General features: G+C 67.3%; 19 protein-coding genes. 14 read left to right on the forward strand and 5 right to left on the reverse strand.

Features of this window, described 5'->3' with window-relative positions:
* Positions 1-319: 319 nt before the first annotated feature.
* The 7 genes from BGO20_RS06800 to BGO20_RS06830 all read left to right on the forward strand — a co-directional run bounded on the left by BGO20_RS06800 (position 320) and on the right by BGO20_RS06830 (position 5,748).
* A complete protein-coding gene (locus tag BGO20_RS06800; RefSeq protein WP_291660980.1) occupies positions 320-475 on the forward strand; it encodes a hypothetical protein in 156 nt (51 codons plus the stop codon).
* Positions 476-638: 163 nt separating this feature from the next.
* Entirely contained in the window at positions 639-770 is a 132-nt protein-coding gene (locus BGO20_RS06805) for a hypothetical protein (protein ID WP_291660983.1), read from the forward strand.
* A gap of 363 nt (positions 771-1,133) precedes the next feature.
* On the forward strand, positions 1,134-2,099 hold the full coding sequence (gene hemB / locus BGO20_RS06810; RefSeq protein ID WP_291661701.1) for a porphobilinogen synthase: 966 nt from the start codon (positions 1,134-1,136) through the stop codon (positions 2,097-2,099).
* 77 nt (positions 2,100-2,176) lie between these two features.
* Complete coding sequence (locus tag BGO20_RS06815; protein ID WP_362889177.1) at positions 2,177-2,482, forward strand: hypothetical protein; 306 nt, start codon at positions 2,177-2,179, stop codon at positions 2,480-2,482.
* A 70-nt stretch (positions 2,483-2,552) separates the two neighbouring features.
* A complete protein-coding gene (locus BGO20_RS06820) occupies positions 2,553-3,893 on the forward strand; it encodes a branched-chain amino acid ABC transporter permease (protein WP_291660984.1) in 1,341 nt (446 codons plus the stop codon).
* A 79-nt stretch (positions 3,894-3,972) separates the two neighbouring features.
* Entirely contained in the window at positions 3,973-5,217 is a 1,245-nt protein-coding gene (locus BGO20_RS06825) for a threonine ammonia-lyase (protein ID WP_291660985.1), read from the forward strand.
* Between the two features lie 57 nt (positions 5,218-5,274).
* Positions 5,275-5,748: an RDD family protein gene (locus BGO20_RS06830; protein WP_291660987.1), complete on the forward strand. Its 474-nt coding sequence runs from the start codon at positions 5,275-5,277 to the stop codon at positions 5,746-5,748.
* A 24-nt stretch (positions 5,749-5,772) separates the two neighbouring features.
* On the opposite strand, the gene BGO20_RS06835 is transcribed toward BGO20_RS06830, so the two are convergent.
* Positions 5,773-6,603, reverse strand: coding sequence for a class I SAM-dependent methyltransferase (locus BGO20_RS06835; protein ID WP_291660989.1), 831 nt, complete (start codon positions 6,601-6,603; stop codon positions 5,773-5,775).
* An 81-nt stretch (positions 6,604-6,684) separates the two neighbouring features.
* On the opposite strand from BGO20_RS06835, the gene BGO20_RS06840 reads away from it, so the two are divergent.
* From BGO20_RS06840 to BGO20_RS06865, 6 genes are all read left to right on the forward strand, one after another.
* Positions 6,685-7,449, forward strand: coding sequence for an arginyltransferase (locus tag BGO20_RS06840; protein ID WP_291660991.1), 765 nt, complete (start codon positions 6,685-6,687; stop codon positions 7,447-7,449).
* A gap of 111 nt (positions 7,450-7,560) precedes the next feature.
* A complete protein-coding gene (locus BGO20_RS06845; protein WP_291660993.1) occupies positions 7,561-8,208 on the forward strand; it encodes an RraA family protein in 648 nt (215 codons plus the stop codon).
* 90 nt (positions 8,209-8,298) lie between these two features.
* Positions 8,299-8,688, forward strand: a complete 390-nt coding sequence (locus tag BGO20_RS06850; RefSeq protein WP_291660995.1) for a hypothetical protein — start codon at positions 8,299-8,301, stop codon at positions 8,686-8,688.
* A gap of 34 nt (positions 8,689-8,722) precedes the next feature.
* Positions 8,723-10,093: a PepSY-associated TM helix domain-containing protein gene (locus BGO20_RS06855; protein ID WP_291660997.1), complete on the forward strand. Its 1,371-nt coding sequence runs from the start codon at positions 8,723-8,725 to the stop codon at positions 10,091-10,093.
* A 150-nt stretch (positions 10,094-10,243) separates the two neighbouring features.
* Entirely contained in the window at positions 10,244-11,260 is a 1,017-nt protein-coding gene (locus tag BGO20_RS06860) for a DUF2336 domain-containing protein (RefSeq protein WP_291660999.1), read from the forward strand.
* 99 nt (positions 11,261-11,359) lie between these two features.
* Positions 11,360-11,968, forward strand: coding sequence for an outer membrane protein (locus BGO20_RS06865; protein WP_291661001.1), 609 nt, complete (start codon positions 11,360-11,362; stop codon positions 11,966-11,968).
* A gap of 101 nt (positions 11,969-12,069) precedes the next feature.
* On the opposite strand, the gene parC is transcribed toward BGO20_RS06865, so the two are convergent.
* From parC to BGO20_RS06880, 3 genes are all read right to left on the reverse strand, one after another.
* Positions 12,070-14,316 carry a DNA topoisomerase IV subunit A gene (gene parC, locus BGO20_RS06870; protein ID WP_291661003.1) on the reverse strand — a complete coding sequence of 749 codons (2,247 nt, stop codon included), beginning with the start codon at positions 14,314-14,316 and terminating at the stop codon, positions 12,070-12,072.
* Positions 14,317-14,436: 120 nt separating this feature from the next.
* Positions 14,437-15,198 (reverse strand): DNA repair protein RecO, encoded by a 762-nt coding sequence (gene recO, locus BGO20_RS06875; RefSeq protein WP_291661004.1) that lies wholly within the window; start codon positions 15,196-15,198, stop codon positions 14,437-14,439.
* 62 nt (positions 15,199-15,260) lie between these two features.
* Positions 15,261-15,644, reverse strand: coding sequence for a tautomerase family protein (locus tag BGO20_RS06880; protein ID WP_291661005.1), 384 nt, complete (start codon positions 15,642-15,644; stop codon positions 15,261-15,263).
* A 117-nt stretch (positions 15,645-15,761) separates the two neighbouring features.
* On the opposite strand from BGO20_RS06880, the gene BGO20_RS06885 reads away from it, so the two are divergent.
* Positions 15,762-16,607, forward strand: a complete 846-nt coding sequence (locus BGO20_RS06885) for a LysR family transcriptional regulator (protein WP_291661007.1) — start codon at positions 15,762-15,764, stop codon at positions 16,605-16,607.
* A 51-nt stretch (positions 16,608-16,658) separates the two neighbouring features.
* Here the strand turns inward: BGO20_RS06885 and BGO20_RS06890 are convergent, their stop codons facing one another.
* Positions 16,659-18,869, reverse strand: coding sequence for a RelA/SpoT family protein (locus BGO20_RS06890; protein WP_291661704.1), 2,211 nt, complete (start codon positions 18,867-18,869; stop codon positions 16,659-16,661).
* Between the last annotated feature and the right edge of the window lie 144 nt (positions 18,870-19,013).

Genomic DNA, 19,013 nt, shown 5'->3' on the forward strand with positions numbered 1-19,013 from the left:
CCGCTCCGGTTGCGATGGGCTGCGGTTCTGGAAGGCGGGGCCGGCCTTGTCAACGCGGAACGGTGACGGCTTTCAGGAGCCGGGCTCGCAGATGCCAGGCGCCGACCGCCGCTGCTGCTTTCATCGTCGGCATCCTTTCGGAGCAAGCGGCTCGAGCAAGCGGGCGAGCCGACTGGTGACGCCACCGCAGCGAAGCGAACTATCCCCAGGAAAACTTCGTGGATATCTTTCCCACGCTAATCTTCACAGGCACAATGCCGTCGGCCTCGGCTGCCCGATGCGGCCGCGAGGCAAGCTTCACCAACCACCCGAGGCTGTCATGAGCCATCGAGACAACGGGACCTCGCGAGCAGTTGAGGAGCATGCCTCCCCGGCTGCATTGCCGCATTGGCAAAGGCTGCTCGACGAGCATTGGCGCACGGTCCTGCTGGCGGCGGCCTGGATCGTCGCGATCATCATCGTGCGCTGGAGCTGAGGCGCGCGCAGGTCACGGCGCTTCGCAGGCGGCCGGCTTCCGGCCGCTCCTTGCGGACGATCGCCCGCGTGCTTGCAGGCGACAATATTCCGAAATCAAAAGACCTCGAAAAAGCCGGAACGGCACCCCAAAAGGCCCACAGGCCGCCGCCAGCGTACGCGCCATGAATACAGGCTTTGCACTTGCGATGGGCGTGGTCGCCGGACTGCTGACCAACATGGCCGCGGGGATTACGGTCGCCGCCCTCGTCTGGATGATGCTGATGGCTCTGCGTGAAGTCATGCGCCAGTATTGAGCGGCTCGATCGCGGGCAACCTCGCGGCGCTGTCCTCCACGCCGCCCGGAAAAGCCGGCGCCGATCGGCATCTCAAGACTGAGCCGGATGACCGGAACCGCGCGACGCTCCCGCGGGACAGACGCAGCGCCCTCCGGGCAACAGGGCAAACATGATCCGGCTTGCGACCATGCGCCCTGTTTTGGAATTGTTCCGATGTGATATGAAGCCGGCATGCCGCTGCCGTCCCCGCTTGAGCCTCGGGCGCGCTGCGACGTCGTCAGTTGAGGCATTGCCATGGAATCCCGGGTCGTCAGGCCGTTCCCCTCCCCCGAGTCGCGCCAGAACGAGGCTCACGCGCCGTCGCTCGGGCTCACGCGCCGCATGCGCCGCAACCGCAAGGCCGACTGGTCGCGCCGGCTGGTGCGGGAAAACCTGCTGACGACCGACGACCTGATCTGGCCGATCTTTCTGATGGATTCCAGCGAGGCCAGCACGCCCGTCGCCTGGATGCCCGGCGTCGACCGGCTCAATGTCGACGAGGCGGTGCGGCAGGCAGCGGAGGCGGCCGAGCTCGGCATCCCCGCTATCGCGCCCTTCCCCTTCGTCGAAAAAGCCCTGCGCGACCCGACCGGCTCGGAGGCGCTCAACGCCGAGAATCTGATGTGCCGGGCGGTGCGGGCGATCAAGCAGGAGGTCCCTCAGATCGGCATCATCTGCGACGCCGCACTCGACCCCTACACCTCGCATGGCCATGACGGCGTGATGGACGGCGAGCGCATCCTGAACGATGCGAGCGTCGCGATTCTCGTCCGGCAGGCACTGGCGCTGGCCGATGCCGGCGCCGACGTGATCGCTCCCTCCGACATGATGGACGGACGCGTCGGCGCGATCCGCGCCGCGCTCGACGAAAGCGGCCATGAGGACGTGCAGATCATGGCCTATGCGGCCAAGTATGCTTCGGCCTTCTACGGCCCGTTCCGCGACGCGATCGGCACCAACGCCACCTTGATCGGCGACAAGCGCACCTACCAGATGGACCCGGCCAATTCCGACGAGGCGATCGCCGAGGTCGCGCTCGACCTCGATGAAGGCGCCGACATGGTGATGGTCAAGCCCGGCCTGCCCTATCTCGACGTGATCGCGCGGGTGAAGGACCAGTTCCGCGTCCCGACCTTCGCCTATCAGGTCTCCGGGGAGTACGCGATGTTGATGGCCGCAGTGCAGAACGGCTGGCTCGATGGCGACAAGGCCATGCTGGAGAGCCTCACCGCGTTCAAGCGCGCGGGCGCCGACGGCGTGCTCACCTATTTCGCACCACGCGTGGCGCGGAAGCTGAAGGCAGGCTGAGCGATCGCAGTTCCGGCATGTCGATGGATGAGAGCCAGAGCTTTCGGGCGCTGCTGAGAACCGATCTGCGGGCGGCCATGCGGGAGCGCAAATCCGCCGAAATCGGCGTGTTGCGCGAGTTGCTCGCCGCCGTGGACAATGCGCAAGCCGTTGCCGCCGATGGCAGGCACGATACCTACGTCTTTCACGCATTCGGCGACAGCGCGGTCGAAGTGCCCCGCCGGATGCTGGGCAGGGCCGAGCTGCGGCGCGTGGTCGAAACGGAAATCGGAGCGCGGAACGATGCGGCTGACGCCTATCGCCGCGTCGGGCGCGATGACGAGGCCGAGGAGCTGTCTCGCGGAGCCCGGATCCTGTGTCGCTATCTCGACGGTCTGGTCTGAGCTGACGGCGGATCGCCCGCTCCCAGGCGATGTTTCAAACGGCACGGGCAAGCGCTACCGTCTGGTTCGCATGCGCCCGCTCCTTCTGCCGATTCTGGCTCTTGTGCTCGTCAGCCTCGCCGGCTGCGGCGAGGGTTTCGACACAGACCAGACGCGGCTGTGCCGGCAGGCGATCCCGCCGCTCAATCCGCCGGGCGCCCATGTCGAGATCGAGCGCGTGACGACCGGACCGGTGCCGCGGGCGCTGCGCCTGCTCTACCGCGTGCAGCTCGGAGACGGCATCGCACGGCAGCGCAGCATCGACTGCCTGTTCGGAACGGAAGGCAACGGGCTCGGGCGGCCGACACTGATCGGCATCGCCTCGGACGGGCGCCCGATGGCACGGGCCAGCTTCTATTTCCTGCGCCGCTTCTACCTCGAGGACCGCAACGAACCCCCGCCCGATCCCGGAGCCGCGGCGGCCGAGGACCTCCCGGCGCTTCCGGCCGGCTTCGCCTACGGCCTGCAGCAGGGCCTCAGCAGCCTGCCCTCGGCGGCAATCTACAGCCTGCTCGCGGCGGCCTATGCGCTCGTCTACGGGCTGACCGGACGGATCATCCTCTGCTTCGGGGAGTTCGCGGCACTTGGCGCACTGGCCTCGGTTGTCGGCGTCGCACTGCTGCTGTCGCTGTCGATCTCGACTCCGGTCACGGGCCTTGCGGTCGCCTTCGCGGTCGCGATCCTGGTCTCGGCGCTCCATGGCTTCGCGATGGGGCGCTTCGTGCTGCGCCATCTCGAGCGTGCCAGCGGCCAGCAGGTTCTGATCGCAACGATTGGGCTCGCGATCGCCCTGTCCGAATATCTGCGCCTCGCACAAGGGCCGCAGTTGCGCTGGCTGCCGCCGGTCTTCAACACCCCCTTCCCGCTTGCCCATGCCGGAACGTTCATCGTGACGCTGAACCCGCTCGCCACGTTCCTGACGCTGGTGGGGCTCGGGGCGACGCTCGGTCTCGTGCAGCTCATCCGCCGCACCGCCTACGGCCGGGCCTGGCGGGCGGTCTCCGAAGACGAACGCACGGCGGCGCTCTTCGGGGTCGATCCACGCGCGGTACGCGACATCGCCGTCATCATCGCCTGCGCGCTCTGCGGCATGGCGGGCGTCATCGTCACCGTGATCTATGGCGGCATGGGGTTCGCCGGCGGGTTCACGCTCGGGCTCAAGGCGTTGGTCGCCGCCATCCTCGGCGGCATCGGCTCGGTGCCGGGCGCCGCGCTGGGCGGGCTGTTCATCGCCGGCTTCGAGGCGATCTGGTCGGCCACCCTGCCGATCGAGCAGCGCGACCTCGCCGTCTATCTGCTGCTCGCGATCGTGCTGATCTGGCGTCCCGGCGGCTTCTTCGGCGACGGCGAATTGACGCCGCGGCAGGTTTGACGACAGCCTGCCCCGCCTCGGCCTGTTTTCCGGCACCGCATCGCCCCGTCGGACGCCTTTCGAAACGCATGGACGCATCATGACGGAAGCCTTCGCCATCACGCCCGAGGATATCGACGCTGCCGCGCGGCGGATCGGGCGCCATGTGCTGCGCACGCCCCTCGTACCGGCCCCGCGGCTGTCCGAACTGACCGGCGCGCAGGTCCTGGTGAAGCACGAGAACATGCAGGCTACCGCCTCGTTCAAGGAGCGCGGCGCCGTCAACAAGCTCCTCTCGCTGAGCGAAGCCGAATGCCGGCGAGGCGTCATCGCGATGTCGGCCGGCAATCATGCGCAGGCGGTCGCCTACCACGCCAAACGCTTCGGCATTCCGGCGACCATCGTGATGCCGGAGGCCACGCCGCTGGTGAAGGTCGAGAACACGCGCGCGCATGGCGCGCGGGTCGTGCTGCACGGTGAGACCCTGTCCGAGTCGGCCGACCGGGCGCAGGAGCTGGCCGGCGCCGAGCAACTCGTCTTCGTCCATCCCTACGACGATGCCGCGGTGATGGCGGGCCAGGGCACCGTCGTGCGCGAGATGCTGGCCGACGAGCCCGATCTCGACGTGCTCGTCATCCCGCTCGGCGGCGGCGGCCTGATGGCCGGCAATGCCGTCGCCGCCAAGGCGATCAAGCCCGGCATCGAGCTCATCGGCGTCGAGGCCGGGCTCTATCCCTCCTTCTTCAATGCGATCCATGCACAGGATCGGCCCATCGGTGGCGCGACGCTGGCCGAGGGGATCGCGGTGAAGACGGTCGGGCGGCTGACCTTGCCGATCGTCGCCAGCCTGGTCTCGGAGTTGGTACTCGTCGGCGAGGACCTGATCGAGCGCGCCGTCAACGCCTATGCCTGCCTGCAGCACTCTCTGACGGAAGGCGCCGGCGCGGCCGGGCTTGCCGCCATGCTGAAGGATCCGCAGCGCTATGCCGGGCGCAAGGTCGGGCTGGTCCTCAGCGGCGGCAATATCGACACGCGCCTGCTGGCCGCGATCATGGTGCGCGAGCTGGAGCGGGAGGACCGCATCGTCGCCTTCCGGCTCACGACCAGCGACCGACCCGGCCTTCTCGGCAGGATCGCGAGCCTGCTGGGCGAGGAAGGCGCCAATATCCTGGAGGTCAGCCATGGCCGGCTCTTCCTCGACGTTCCGGCGAAGGGCGTCACGCTCGACGTCACCGTGGAGACGCGCGGGGAAGCGCATTCTCGCGCGATCGAGGAAATGCTCGCAAAAAATGGCTTCGCACCGCGGCGCATCCTGCCGCGCGGTCTTGCGGAACCGGCACGCTGACCAAACATTGAGGCCTGAAGGCCGCATTCCCGCGCGCCCTTGGAGGACGATACCTCGATGAGCGACACCCGCTACGGCCAGCCGCCGATCACGGCCCTGGAGCAGCGCCCCTACCAGAACGTCAGCGGCGTCCTCGGATCGCGGCTGTTCGCCTGGATCATCGACATCATCGCGCTGTTCTTTCTCGGCTGGCTGGTCTTTCTGCTGCTGGTTGTGCTCGGCATCGTCACCTTCGGCGCGACCTGGTTCCTGATCCCCGCCGCAACCTTCGTCACAGCGCTAGGCTACGCGGCCCTGACCGTCGGCGGCCCGCGCCAGTCGACCTGGGGCATGCGAGTCGCGGGCCTCAGGGTCGAGACGGTAAACGGCGGCCGGCCGGACGGGATCGTAGCGGCGGTGCACGCGCTGTTTTTCTACGTGGCTGCCGGCACGGTGGCGCTGTGGCTGCTCGACATCGCATGCGGCCTGTTCCGCTCGGACCGACGTCTCGGCCATGACCTGCTGACGGGCCTCGTCGTGGTGCGGGCCTGAGCAGCGGGCTGCTGCGCGGCAACGTCAGAAGCGAAAGCGCAGCAGCCGGCCGATGCGCGAGAGCGCCGGGATCGCCCCCATCACGGGAATGGCCATTCGGGCGACGAGGGACATGCGCGCGACCTGCGCCGGGTCGTAGCCGCCTGGTCCGTACCCCGCCAGCTCCTCGACGAGTTCGAGACGGGGCAACTGCCGGAGCAGATCTTCCGGATCGTCGAGAGACCAATGCAGCGTGGCGTCCGTGGCGCGGATGGAAGGCTGCCAGGCAATCAGCATCAGCCCGAGGCGGCTATAGGCATCGAAGGCGAGTTCGCCACCCGGCAGATGGCCCATTAGCCGCTCCAACAGGAGCACCACCTCCTCCGCGGGCAAATAGGGCAAAAGCCCTTCCGCGATCACGAAAGCCGGCCTGTCCTGCGGCACCGCGTCGAGCCAGCGCGGCTCGGTTACCGAGGACGGCACCAACACGCAGCCGTCGCGCGACGGATAGAGGTGCTGCCGCAACGCGATCACATCGGGATAGTCGACGTCGAACCACCGGACACCCGGCTGCGGCGCAACCCTGAAGACGCGGCTATCCAGCCCGCAGCCGAGATGAAGCACCGTCGCCTCGGGAACCCGGTTCAAGAAATCGCGCGTCCAGCCGTCGATGACATGCGCCCTCAGCGCGATGCCGATCATCATGTCGCGGTCGATCTTCAGCCTGCCGAAATCGTAGTCGATCCGCGCGAGCGCCCGAGCCGCGAAACGATCCTTCAACAACGAATCGGACAACTCGCTCTCGCCGGCCTTGGCACAGAGCGTGACGAGAAGCGTTTCCTGCGCTCCGTGGAGCTTCACCTTTTCGCCAGTCATGGCAGCCTCCCCCCATCGCGCTTGTTGCCGCCGCCGCCGATGCTACATTGAGGAGCGCAAGCTTCCGGGGAGCCAGCCGACGTGACCCGCCCGTTGCGGGATGCCCCGCAATTCTATCTCACTTCGCCGACCACGTGCCCCTATTTGCCGGGTCGCGAGGAGCGGAAGGTGTTCACGCATCTCGTCGGACCGCGTGCCCGCGACCTCAACAACGTGCTGTCGCAAGGCGGGTTCCGCCGCTCCCAGAGCATCGCCTACCGGCCGGCCTGCGAAGTCTGCCGGGCCTGCGTCTCGGTGCGGGTCTGCGTCGACGATTTTCTCTGGTCGCGCGGCTTCCGCAAGGTGCTGGCGCGCAACGACGACCTCATCGGGGAAGCACGGCCGCCACAGCCACGCTCCGAGCATTACTCGCTCTTTCGCAGCTATCTCGACGCGCGGCATCCGGACGGCGGCATGGCGACGATGTCGGCCCTCGACTTCGCGATGATGGTCGAAGACACCCATGTCGAGACCAGCCTGATCGAGTACCGGCGCCGCGGCCCCGATTCCGGCTTTACCGGCCGGGGCCAGGGCGACCTCTTCGCCATGGCGCTCACGGACACGCTGAACGACGGCCTGTCGATGGTCTATTCGGTCTACGACCCGGCGCTCGAGCCCCGCTCGCTCGGTACATTCATGGTGCTGGACCACATCGCCCGTGCCAGGCGTCTCGGGCTGCCTTATGTCTATCTCGGCTACTGGGTCGAAGGCTCTCCCAAAATGGCCTACAAGGCCCGCTTCCTGCCGCAGGAGCGCCTGACGCCGCAAGGCTGGGAACGGGTCGAGCGCGCCGCTTCAACCGATTGATACGCAACGGCGCCGCGCGTCCGCGGAGGTTGCCGCCTCGGAGCGGTCCAGCCACCCTGCTCCTTCCATAATCAGGCGGCGCAGCACCGAGTCGCGCCCCGCGGAGGAACGATGAGCGAAGAGCTGACCCAGCGCCTCGAGCGCTGCTACACCGGTGTCGTCCACGACGTGATGCGCGGGATGGGGCTGAGCGACTTCACCTTGCCGCCGGAACTGCGACCGCTGCTCCCGGGCCAGAAGCTCGCCGGACCCGCGTTCACCGTGGAAGGCAGGACCGGAACCTTCGATGCCCATGAGACGCTCCTCGGCTGGACCGGCCTGCTCTCGGCCGCCAAGCCCGGCCATGTCTGGGTCTGCCAGCCCAACACCGAGGAGATCGCGCTGATGGGCGAGCTCTCGGCCGAGACGCTGAAGAACAAGGGCGTGCGCGGCTGCGTCATCGACGGGCTGTCTCGCGACACCGAGTTCATGATCGAGATGGGCTTCCAGGCCTATTTCAAGGCCTACACGCCGCGCGACATCGTCGGAGCCTGGCTGCCGAAGGCCGTCGACGAGCCGATCAAGATCGGCGCGGTCTGGATTCGGCCGGGCGACTATATCCTCGCCGATCGCGACGGCGTCGTACGCATCCCGGTCGAGATCCTCGAGGAGGTCCTCGACAAGGCCGAAGCCGGCATCTCGACGGAGAACAAGGTCCGCACCGCGATCCTCTCCGGCACGGACCCGCAGCAGGCCTATCTGCAGTACGGCAAGTTCTGACGGCGCAGCTCGGCAAGCCGAGCGGCCGTCGCAACCCGGACGGCATAAGGCCTCTTCCGCGCCGCCGCGCGACCGGCTAAGCGTGGCCACATGGCGAGGGCGACACAACGGACGGGGTGGCGGCGCAGCGCGACCGCGCTGTTCGTCGCCTATGCCCTCGTCCTGCAGACCACCCTGACGGCACTGGCCTCCGGGCTTGCCGCCCAGCCCGACCCGTTCCTCACCACCCCACTCTGCAGCCCCGGCCAGAGCGCCCCGCTCGACCCGGCCCGGCAAAGCGGCAAGACCAGCCTGCCGGCCTGCTGCGCGACGTTCTGCCTCGCGCTGGCCACGGCCGTGCCGCCAGCCGCAGCGACGGTGACGGCGAATTTCCCGGCTTGGCGTTTCATCGCGCGCCCCCCGGTTCGCAGCGACACGGCCAACCCCGCTACGACCGGCGTCTATCCGCTCGGCGCCCGGGCCCCGCCCCTTCCTGTCTGAAGCAACCCCTTCCCTTCAGATCAGGATTCCTGCCATGACTACCGTCACCCTGACGGCGGCTGCCGCGCCCGAGCGCGCCGGCAAGCGCGCCACCTCGTTCTATCGCGCCGTTTGGCGCTGGCATTTCTATGCCGGTCTCCTCACCCTGCCGTTCCTCATCCTGCTCGCCGTGACGGGCGGACTCTACCTGTTCAGGGGCGAGCTCGACGGCCTGATTCACCGGGACGTCAAGCGCGTCGAGGCACGCGCGGCCGCCCCCCGCCCTCCGAGCGAGCTCGTCGCAAGGGCGCTCCAGGCGCTCCCGGGCAAGGCCGTGAAATACATGCCGCCCGAAACGGCCACGAATTCGGCGGAGGTCACGATCCTAGGTACCGACGGCGCAAAGACCGTGGTCTATGTCGATCCCTACGACGCGCGCGTCCTCGGGCAGATCGCGGACCGCGGGACCGCGATGTGGATCGTCCGGCAATTGCACAGCCTCGGCTATTTCGGGCCGGTCGCGAAAGGCGTCATCGAGATCGTCGGCGGCTGGGCGATCCTGCTCGTGCTTAGCGGGCTCTATCTGTGGTGGCCGCGTCGGCAGGGCGGCGGCATCGTCACGGTGCGCGGCAAGCCGCGGCAGCGCGTGTTCTGGCGCGACCTGCACGCGGTCACGGGCCTGCTCGCAGGCGGGTTCATCCTGTTCCTCGCCGTCACCGGGATGCCTTGGTCGGTGCTGTGGGGCGCCAAGGTCAATCAGTGGGCGAACGGCCATAATTTCGGTTATCCGGCAGGCGTACGCGTGGCAGTGCCCATGTCGGACGAGCACCTCGCCCATGGCGGCCCGACGACATGGTCGCTCGAACAGGCTCGCCTGCCACGGTCGATGAGCGCAGGCACGGGCCCCATCGGCCTCGATGCGGCGGTGGCGACGCTCGACCGCCTCGGGCTGACGCGGGGCTATGCCGTGAACCTGCCAAGCGGCCCCCGTGGCGTCTATACCGGCTCGGTCTATCCGAAGGACCTCGCGCTCCAGCGCGTCATTCATCTCGACCAGTACAGCGGCAAGCCGCTCCTCGACATGAGCTATGCCGACTACGGACCGCTGGGCAAGGCACTGGAATGGGGCATCAACGTCCATATGGGCCAGGAATTCGGCCTTGCGAACCAGCTCGTCATGCTCGCCGCCTGCTGTGGCACCGTCCTGCTCTGCGTCTCCGCGGTGGTGATGTGGTGGAAGCGTCGGCCGGCCGGCTCTCTCGGCACTCCACCCTTGCCTGCGGACCGGAGGAGCCTCGTCATCGTCTTCGCAATTCTGGCCGTCGGCGGCGTGGTCTTCCCGCTCGTCGGCGCCTCGCTGATCGCGATGGCGCTCATCGACTGGCTGGCCCACAGGAATGCGCAACCAGAACGTGCATTAACCTAACGACAATCGCCACTGCATAAGCTGTCGAAGAAAAAAGTCGAGGAGCGGGCGTATCCGCGCCCGTTCCTTTGGAAAAAGCCCTATCGGCTTAAGAGTAAATCAAGTTCGCGCCTTGCAATGTCCCGGCTACGTTACTGCCTGGGGGCCTTCATGCTGCGCAACCTGACCCGGATGCCGACCGACCTGTCGTCGGATTCGCGCCGTCAGCTGCTGAATGCCGTCACCGACCTGTTCCTGCTGGACCAGGAGCCGACCGAGGCCAGCAAGGAGCATTACGGCCAGATCGCCGTGACCTCGCTCTCCCATCTCGGAGACGAGGAGCGCAGGGGCTATGCCGACCGCGTCGCTGCCATGCCGACCCTGCCACGCAACGTCGCCGTGACGCTCGGCGGCGATGGCAATGCCGAGGTGGCGCGGCTGGTCCTGACCTTGTCGCCGGTGCTGACCGACAGCGACCTCGCCGCCATCGCCGTCAGCCAGACCCAGCAGCATCTGGCAGCCATCGCCGAGCGCGCGCGCCTGTCCGAACGCGTCACCGACATCCTCGTCGAGCGGGGCGACCGGACCGTGCTCACCACGGTCAGCGCCAATGAGGGCGCCGCCTTCTCGGATCGCGGCTTCGACCGCTTGCTGGAGCGTGGCAACGGCGACGCCGCGATCGCCGGTAATCTGGCCCGCCGTTCCGACCTCGAGCCGAAACGCGCCGAGCGCGTGCTGCGTATCGTCGGGCAACTCGCCGAAACCGCGGCTGGCGCCAACTCGGACCCGCAATCGCTCGCCCGCCAGGCGCGCCAGCAGCGGCTCGAGGTGAAGCTGCTACTCTCCGACCTCGCCGCCAAGGTGCGCGAGGTCGACGACGTGCTGATCATGCTGGCCGACGAAGACCGGGCCTACCATCTCGCGCAGGTCCTGTCCCAGGTCGCCGACATCACGCCGGAGCAGGCGCTGCGCGTGCTGATGCAGCGCGACGCGAGCGGCATCGCGGTGACCTGTCGCTCGCTCGGCGTCGGCGCGACCGCATTCCGCGCCATCCTGCAGTTGCGCGCGCGGCGGCTGTATTTCTCCCTGCGCGATATCGACGACGACGTCGAAGCCTATGCGAAACTCGACCTTGCCACCGCCGAGCGGACCCTGCGCTTCCTCAAGCTGCGGACAAAGATCGCCTGAACGCCGGGGCCGTATCGGCGCCTGCGCCACAAAACCGCGACATTCGGCCGGCCACATGCTAGCGTTTCGCGGAATGTCCGGCGCAAGGAAGCCTTGAACGTGAGATTTTCGGTTGTTTCTGCCACGATGGCGGCCGCAGCGCTGATGATCGCGACCGGAGCGGGAGCAGCCCGCGCTCAGACGGCGCTGCCCCTGACCGGCTTCGGCAGCCTGCCTTCCTTCGCCTGGGACGGCCCGACCCTTTCGCCGAAGTGGGAGGGCTCCTATGCCCGCATCTCCTCCGGCTTCCAGGTGACGAGCGGCAAGCACATGGCGACCAGCGCTGGACCGACCTTCGGCCTCGAGATGGGGACGATGCGGCGAGAGGGCAATTTCGTCTACGGCATCGTCGGCGCGGTCGACTACGCTCCCTCCATCGGCGGATACGGCGTGCCGAGCTTCGGCAGCATCGCCTATACGCGCGACTTCGCCGGCGCGTTCCAGATCAAGACCGGCGTGCTCGTGACGCCGGATGTCCTGCTCTACACAAAGGTCGGCATGTCGGCGGCGAACGAGACCTGGCGCTATGGTGCGACGCCGTTCTCCACTCCCTTCACGCGCAGCGACATCGCCCTTCGGCCGGAGGCGCGCGCGGGCGTGGAGTGGGCCGTCACCGACAAGCTGACGCTCGGCCTCGAAGTCGGCGTTGTCGGCCAGCGGATTCGCTGAGACCCCGATTCAAGCGGTTGCGCGCTTGATTCCGCAACCGCTCGCAAGGCTCTGATTTCCCGCACCATTCGAGAGCGGGACGCGAAGATTCGCAGGCCACCTCACCCTCCGAAGGTGTTGCTCTTCGGGAAGCCCTTGGGCGGCAGGCGGCCGGCCTCGGCGCGGTGGCCGAGCCATTCGAGCAGGTCGGCCTGCGCCACCGTCCAGGTCCGGCCGGAGGTGTCGCGCCAGGTCAGGCCGTCGGCCAGGTTGAAGGTCTTGGCGTCGGAGAGGCCGCCATCCTTGTAGCGCTGCAGGCGCACGCCCTTGCCGCGGCCCATCTCCGCCACTTCCGAGATCGGGAAGCAGAGCAGCTTGCGGTTCTGGCCGATGATCGCGACGTGGTCGCCATCGGCCGGCACCGCCAGCATCGCGACATGCGCGCCGTCGACATTGAGCACTTGCCGGCCCTTGCGCGTGTTGGCGACGACATCGTCGGCCGGTGCGACGAAACCCCTGCCCTCGCTCGACACCATCAGCAGCTTCGAGCCCGGCTTATAGGGGAAGGCGGAGACGATCTCGGCCGTCTCCTCCAGCTCGATCATCAGGCGGATCGGATCGCCGAAACCGCGGCCGCCGGGCAGCTTCGAGGCGTCGAGCGTGAAGACCTTGCCGTTCGAGGCCAGCACCAGCACCTTCGCCGTGGTCTCGGTGAAGAAGGCCGTCTGGAGTGCATCGTCGCCCTTGAAGGAGAAGCTCGACTTGTCCTGGACATGGCCCTTCAAGGCCCTGATCCAGCCCTTCTTCGAGATCACGACCGTGATCGGCTCGCGCTCGACCATGGCCTGGGTCAGGTCGATATCGGCGGTCTCCGGCATGTCCGCGAAATCGGTGCGGCGCTTGCCGATCGCGGTTTCCGGGCCGAAGGTCTTCTTCACCTGGCGGATGTCCCAGGCGATGGTCTTCCACTGCGTCGCCTCGGAGGCGAGCAGATCCTCGATCTGCGACTTCTCCTTGGTGAGTTCGTCGAGCTCGGTCTTGAGCTGCATCTCCTCGAGCTTGCGGAGCGCCCTCAGACGCGTGTCGAGGATCGCGTTGGCCTGGATCTCGGTGAGGTCGAAGACCTTCATCAGCTCGATCTTCGGCTCGTCCTCCTCGCGGATGATCTTGATCACCCGGTCGAGATCCAGATAGACGATGAGCAGGCCACGCAGGATTTCGAGGCGCTTGTCGATCTGGCCGAGCCGGAAGCGCGAGCGCCGCTGCAGCACCTCGCGGCGATGGTCGAGCCAGGCCCGCAGAGCCTCGGCAAGCCCGAGCACGCGCGGCACCAGCCCGCCGGTCAGCACGTTCATGTTCATGGAGATACGCGCTTCCAGCTCGGAGAGCCGGAACAGCGATTCCATCATCAGGTTGGGATCGACATTGCGGGCGCGCGGCTCGATGACGATACGGATGTCCTCCGCCGATTCATCGCGCAGGTCCGCGACCAGCGGCAGCTTCTTGTCGTTGAGTAGCTCGGCGATCTTCTCGATCAGGCGGCCCTTCGAGACCATGTAGGGGATCTCGGTGACCACCGCGAGCCAGGTGCCGCGGCCCTGATCCTCGACATGCCAGCGCGCGCGGGTGCGGAAGGCGCCGCGCCCGGTGCGATAGGTCTCCGCCATCGAAGACCGGCTCTCGACGATGATGCCGCCGGTCGGGAAATCCGGGCCGGGCACGAAGGTCATGAGTTGCTCGGAGGAGGTCTCCGGGTGCTGGATCAGGTAGAGCGCCGCGTCGCACAGCTCCGCCGCGTTGTGCGGCGGGATCGAGGTCGCCATGCCGACCGCGATTCCCTGCGAGCCGTTGGCGAGCAGGTTCGGGAAGGCGGCCGGGAGCACGACCGGCTCCTCGTCCTCGCCGTTATAGGTCTCGCGGAAATCGACCGCGTCCTCGTCGATTCCGTCGAGGAGCAGGCGCGCGACCTCGGTCATGCGCGCTTCGGTGTAGCGGTAGGCGGCGGCGTTATCGCCATCGATATTGCCGAAATTGCCCTGCCCGTCGACGAGCGGGTAGCGCTGGGCGAAATCCTGCGCGAGGCGCACCAGCGCGTCATAGACCGACTGGTCGCCATGCGGGTGGAACTTGCCGATGACGTCGCCGACGATGCGGGCGCATTTCTTGTGGACCTGGCCGGGGTCGAGCCTGAGCAGCCGCATGGCATGCAGGATGCGGCGGTGGACCGGCTTCAGGCCGTCGCGCGCATCCGGCAGGGCGCGGTGCATGATCGTGGAGAGCGCATAGGCGAGATAGCGCTCTTCGAGCGCCGATTTCAGATCGATGCGCTCGGACTCGTCTTCCGGCGGCGGATCGACCGGTTTGCCCATGCTGCGTCAGCCCTCGTCTCGTCTCAATTCGCGCCTGCTCTATGGCACGTCGCGAATCGGCCCGCCAGAACAATGCAGGTACGAAGCCCCCTGCGCAAACGCGGGACGGCCATTTCGCGCTTAGGCGGTGGATGATTCGCCAAGCGGCGTGTCTGTCGACGCGCGGGTCGCCATCTCGACGAGCCGCGCCCGCTCTGGCGGCTCGCGCAGGCCACGCGGATCAAGGATATGGCGGCGCAGGAAGAAGCCCGTCAGGGCGAAGCCCGAGAGGATATCGGCCGGCGACGGGCGTCGTCCGCCCTGCCCCTCGACGAGGAACGAAGGAAGCTTCAGCAGGCGGTCGAGATAGGGTTGCGCCGCCCCCCGGCTGACCGCCTTGCCGGATTTCGGCGAGACATGGCTGAGATCGTCGGGCGAGCCGGTGACGGCGCAGCGCGCAAGATCGAGCCCGAAGCCAAGCTCCGCCAGCATCGCCAATTCGAAGCGGATGATCAGCGCCGGCGCCATCTCCGCTTCGTCGAGATGCGCGACGAGGACGGACAGCCCTTCGTAGAGGCCGGGATGCGGATCGCGCTCCGGCAGGAGGCGCAGCAGGCCGGCGATCGTGCCGAGCCCGTAGAGTGCGACCGGTGCCGCGATCAGGCGCGCGGCATGGGAAGTGAGCAGTTCAACCTTGTACTCGCCGAGGTGCTCGTCGAGTCGCGCGCGCCAGGTCAGCGAGACGTGGTTGCCCGGTTGCAACTGAGACTGGCTTTTCGCGGAGCGCCCGCCCCTGACGAGGCCAAGGTGGCGGCCGTGCTCGCGCGTCATCGCCTCCAGGATCACGGCGCTTTCGCCATGAGCCTTGAGGCCGATGATCGTGCCCTCGTCGGTCCACTCCATGACGACAGGATGTAGGGCAGGAGCGCCTGAGAGGGAACCGGGCTAGTGGCGCACCGCGCGCCTCACGCGACGTATTGCGCGATGCCGGCGCCGAACGACCAGTCCTCGCGCTTGACCTCGACGAGGCTGATAAAGATGTCGTCCGGCTTCAGGCCGGGCTCCCGGCCGAGGTTCTCTGCAATCGCGGCGTAGAGCTTCTTCTTCTGCGTGACGCCGCGTGTATTGGCGACGGTGAGCTGGATGATCACCAGCCTGTCGCTGCGATTGAAGCCGAAATAGTTGGCATCGAAAACGAACTCGTCGGCATCGTGCTGGTGGACGACGGCGAACAGGTCCTTTTCCGGCACCTCGAAGGTCTCGCGCAGGGCCTTGTAGACGCCGTCGATGATCGCGGCCGGCTCGGAAGCCGGACGGCCGCGGCGCATGGAAATCCTGATCAGGGGCATGGTTCTTCTCCATCTGCGGCGGCGGGAGCGGCCGCCGTCGACATGGACAAGCTAGCAATCGCGGTAAAAACGTGAAACCGTATCTATCGATATATCAATGATACGGAATCTTGATTTATGGCCTCACCTGCTCTTGATGTGGAAGCCGTCTCCGCGTTCCTCCGGGCGGCCGAACTCTCCAGCTTCACCCGTGCGGCGGAAGCGCTCGGCTCGACCCAATCTCTGGTCAGCACGCGGATCAAGCGGCTCGAAACCACGCTCGGCAAGCCGCTGCTGCAACGTCATCCGCGTCTGGTACGCCTGACGCCGGAGGGCGAACGTTTCCTGCCGGCGGCGCGGGAGTTCCTGTCGGCGCATGGGCGCGCCCTGGCGGCCCTCGAGACGCAGCCAGAGGGCATCGCGATCGGGCTCAGCGAACAGGCGGTGGGGCCGGATGTGCCTGCGCTGCTGGCGCGATTGACCGCCCATGATCCGTCCCTCGTGGTCAATCTCCGCATCGAGCCCTCGAGCTTGCTGGAAGCTGCCTTCGAGGCCGGAGAGCTCGATGCCGTGGTCGTACGCCGGATCGGCGCGGGCAAGACCGGCGAGGTCTTGCGAGAGGATGTCTTCGGCTGGTTCGCCTCGCCTGCCCTGGCAGCGCAGCCGGATGCGACCCTGCCGATGATCAGCCTCGTCAGCGAATGCCGCCTGAGGCGCCACGCCATAGAGGCGCTGACCGGCTGCGGGCGGCCCTGGCGCGAGGCCTTCATCGGTGGCGGGATGGCGGCTGTCGTGGCGGCCGTCTCGGGCGGCCTCGGGGTCGCCCCGCTGGCAGCTCGAATCGCCCCGCGGGACGCCGTGGACGTCGGCGCGGCCTGGGGACTGCCGCCGCTCGGCCGCTCCCAGGTCGTTCTGCGCAGCCAGGTCGCGAGTGCCCGCGGGCGCGGCTTCGTGCGCGAGCTGGCGGCAGCCTTCCGGGGTTGATCCCGCTCGCCGCGCGCCGGTCCCCCAAGCAGGGCCGCGCCTGTGCCCGGCTCAGCCCAGGACGCGCTCGACGCGGCTGATCTGCCGCTTCTCGCGCAACTCGCTGATGATTGCCGAGAGGTGCTTCAGGTCCCAGACGGTCAGGTCGATGGTGACGTCGGTGAAGTCCGGATTCGGGCGGTTCATCTGCACGGCGTCGATGTTGCCGTCATGCTCGGCGATGATCGTGGTGATCTGAGCGAGCGAGCCGGGCTCGTTGATCGACTTCAGCGCGATCCGCGCCGGGAAGCGCTGCGGCGCCTTGTCGTCGAGATCCCAGCGAACATCGAGCCAGCGGTCCGGCTCGTTGTCGAAGGCGGCCAGCGCCGGCGACTGGATCGGATAGATCGTCACCCCCTCACCCGGCGACAGGATCCCGACGATGCGATCGCCCGGTACGGCGCCGCCCTGCGGCGAGAAGCGTACGGGCAGATCGCGGCCCAGGCCGCGGATCGGAATCGCGTCGGCACCCGGCTCGCCCGGCAGCTTGAACTTCAGGTTGTCGCCCTGGCCGAGCTCGAACCAGTCCTTGCTGTTGGCCGCGGCAGCCGGCCGCCCCTCGCTCGTCGCGCGCTTTTCAGGCTCCAGATCCGGGTAGACCGCCTTGACCACATCGCCGGAATACATCTCGCCGCGGCCGACGGCGGCGAGAACGTCGTCCACCGTATTGCGAGCGAGGCGCTTCAGAGCGGCCTTGAGCTTGTCGTCGGAGAAGGCCTTTTCGGCACGGGTGAAGGCCCGCTCGAGGATCTGGCGGCCGAGGCCGGCATATTGCCGGCGCACGGCGGCGCGGGTGGCGCGGCGGATCGCGGCACGGGCCTTGCCGGTGACGACGAGCGATTCCCAGGCGGCAGGCGGAGCCTGTCCTTCAGCGCGGGTGATCTCGACCTCGTCGCCGTTCTGCAGTTCGGTCAGCAGCGGAGCGATGCGGCCGTTGATCTTGGCGCCGACCGCGCTGTTGCCGACATCGGTGTGAACGGCATAGGCGAAGTCGATCGGCGTCGCGCCACGCGGCAGGGCGATGAGCCGGCCCTTCGGCGTGAAGCAGAAGACCTGGTCGTGGAAGAGCTCCAGCTTGGTATGCTCGAGGAATTCCTCGGGGCTGTCGCCTTCCGCCAGCAGGTCGACGGTCCGGCGCAGCCATTGATAGGCCCGGCTCTCGTCGGCGAGCTGGATCGGCTCGCCCGGGCGGCCATCCTTGTAGTGCGCGTGGGCGGCGATGCCGTATTCGGCGATGCGGTCCATATTATCGGTGCGGATCTGCAATTCGACGCGGCTGTGGCCCGGGCCCACCACGGTCGTGTGGATCGAGCGATAGTCGTTCTGCTTGGGCGTCGAGATGTAGTCCTTGTAGCGGCCCGGCACCATCGGCCAGGTCATATGGACCAGGCCCAGCACGCGATAGCAGTCCTCCGGCCTGTCGACGATGACGCGGAAGCCGAAGATATCCGAAAGCTGCTCGAAGGAGACGGACTTGCGCTCCATCTTCTTCCAGATCGAATATGGTCGCTTGCGCCGGCCGTGGACCTCGGCCTGGATGCCGCTCGCCGCGAGCTTCTCCTTCAGGTCGTGCTCGATCTCGCCGATGACCTTGCCCTCGCGCTCGGTCACCTCCTCCAGGCGCTTGGTGACGGTGGCGTGAGCCTCGGGCTTGATGTGACGGAAGGCGAGTTCCTCGAGCTCTTCCCGCAGCTCCTGCATGCCCATGCGGCCGGCCAGCGGGGCATAGATCTCGATCGTCTCCTCGGCGATGCGCAGGCGCTTCTCCGGCGGCACGAAGTGCAGGGTCCGCATGTTGTGCAGCCGGTCGGCAAGCTTGACCAACAGCACGCGGATGTCATCGACGATGGCGAGAAGTAGCTTGCGGAAATTCTCGCCCTGCGCCGCCTTCTTCGAGACGAGATCGAGCTTCTTGATCTTGGTGAGCCCGTCGACCAGCCGGCGGATATCCGGCCCGAAAAGGTTCTCGATCTCCTCCAGCGTCGCCGCCGTGTCCTCGACCGTGTCGTGCAGCACCGCGGCGACGATGGTCGCGTCGTCGAGCTTGAGATCGGTCAGGATCGCGGCGACTTCGAGCGGGTGAGCGAAGAAGGGGTCCCCCGAGGCACGCTTCTGCGTGCCATGCGCCCGCATGGCGTAGACATAGGCTCGGTTGAGCAGATCCTCATCGGTGTTCGGATTGTAGCTCTTGACCCGGTCAACGAGCTCATACTGCCGCATCATGCCCATGCGGGCCCCAGCCTCATCCTGCAATCATTGCAACGCATCATTATTTGCACAGCTCGGGGCGGCAGCAAGGCGCTTTTTCGGAAGCCCGGCATGAAAAAGCCCGGCACTGCCGGGCTTTAGCGAAAAAGCGTGAAGAAT

The sequence above is a fragment of the Allobosea sp. 67-29 genome (assembly GCF_001898115.1).
GTDB lineage: Bacteria > Pseudomonadota > Alphaproteobacteria > Rhizobiales > Beijerinckiaceae > Allobosea.

What these genes read in the sequence shown, in the direction of transcription:
- BGO20_RS06805 (WP_291660983.1), top strand. Translation starts at nt 639, where the DNA reads ATGAATACAGGCTTTGCACTTGCGATGGGCGTGGTCGCCGGACTGCTG.
- parC (WP_291661003.1), bottom strand. Translation starts at nt 14,316, where the DNA reads ATGGGCAAACCGGTCGATCCGCCGCCGGAAGACGAGTCCGAGCGCATC.
- BGO20_RS06845 (WP_291660993.1), top strand. Translation starts at nt 7,561, where the DNA reads ATGAGCGAAGAGCTGACCCAGCGCCTCGAGCGCTGCTACACCGGTGTC.
- BGO20_RS06835 (WP_291660989.1), bottom strand. Translation starts at nt 6,603, where the DNA reads ATGACTGGCGAAAAGGTGAAGCTCCACGGAGCGCAGGAAACGCTTCTC.
- BGO20_RS06830 (WP_291660987.1), top strand. Translation starts at nt 5,275, where the DNA reads ATGAGCGACACCCGCTACGGCCAGCCGCCGATCACGGCCCTGGAGCAG.
- BGO20_RS06885 (WP_291661007.1), top strand. Translation starts at nt 15,762, where the DNA reads ATGGCCTCACCTGCTCTTGATGTGGAAGCCGTCTCCGCGTTCCTCCGG.
- BGO20_RS06850 (WP_291660995.1), top strand. Translation starts at nt 8,299, where the DNA reads ATGGCGAGGGCGACACAACGGACGGGGTGGCGGCGCAGCGCGACCGCG.
- hemB (WP_291661701.1), top strand. Translation starts at nt 1,134, where the DNA reads ATGCGCCGCAACCGCAAGGCCGACTGGTCGCGCCGGCTGGTGCGGGAA.
- BGO20_RS06815 (WP_362889177.1), top strand. Translation starts at nt 2,177, where the DNA reads ATGCGGGAGCGCAAATCCGCCGAAATCGGCGTGTTGCGCGAGTTGCTC.
- BGO20_RS06890 (WP_291661704.1), bottom strand. Translation starts at nt 18,869, where the DNA reads ATGATGCGGCAGTATGAGCTCGTTGACCGGGTCAAGAGCTACAATCCG.
- BGO20_RS06855 (WP_291660997.1), top strand. Translation starts at nt 8,723, where the DNA reads ATGACTACCGTCACCCTGACGGCGGCTGCCGCGCCCGAGCGCGCCGGC.
- BGO20_RS06800 (WP_291660980.1), top strand. Translation starts at nt 320, where the DNA reads ATGAGCCATCGAGACAACGGGACCTCGCGAGCAGTTGAGGAGCATGCC.
- recO (WP_291661004.1), bottom strand. Translation starts at nt 15,198, where the DNA reads ATGGAGTGGACCGACGAGGGCACGATCATCGGCCTCAAGGCTCATGGC.
- BGO20_RS06880 (WP_291661005.1), bottom strand. Translation starts at nt 15,644, where the DNA reads ATGCCCCTGATCAGGATTTCCATGCGCCGCGGCCGTCCGGCTTCCGAG.
- BGO20_RS06825 (WP_291660985.1), top strand. Translation starts at nt 3,973, where the DNA reads ATGACGGAAGCCTTCGCCATCACGCCCGAGGATATCGACGCTGCCGCG.
- BGO20_RS06820 (WP_291660984.1), top strand. Translation starts at nt 2,553, where the DNA reads ATGCGCCCGCTCCTTCTGCCGATTCTGGCTCTTGTGCTCGTCAGCCTC.
- BGO20_RS06860 (WP_291660999.1), top strand. Translation starts at nt 10,244, where the DNA reads ATGCTGCGCAACCTGACCCGGATGCCGACCGACCTGTCGTCGGATTCG.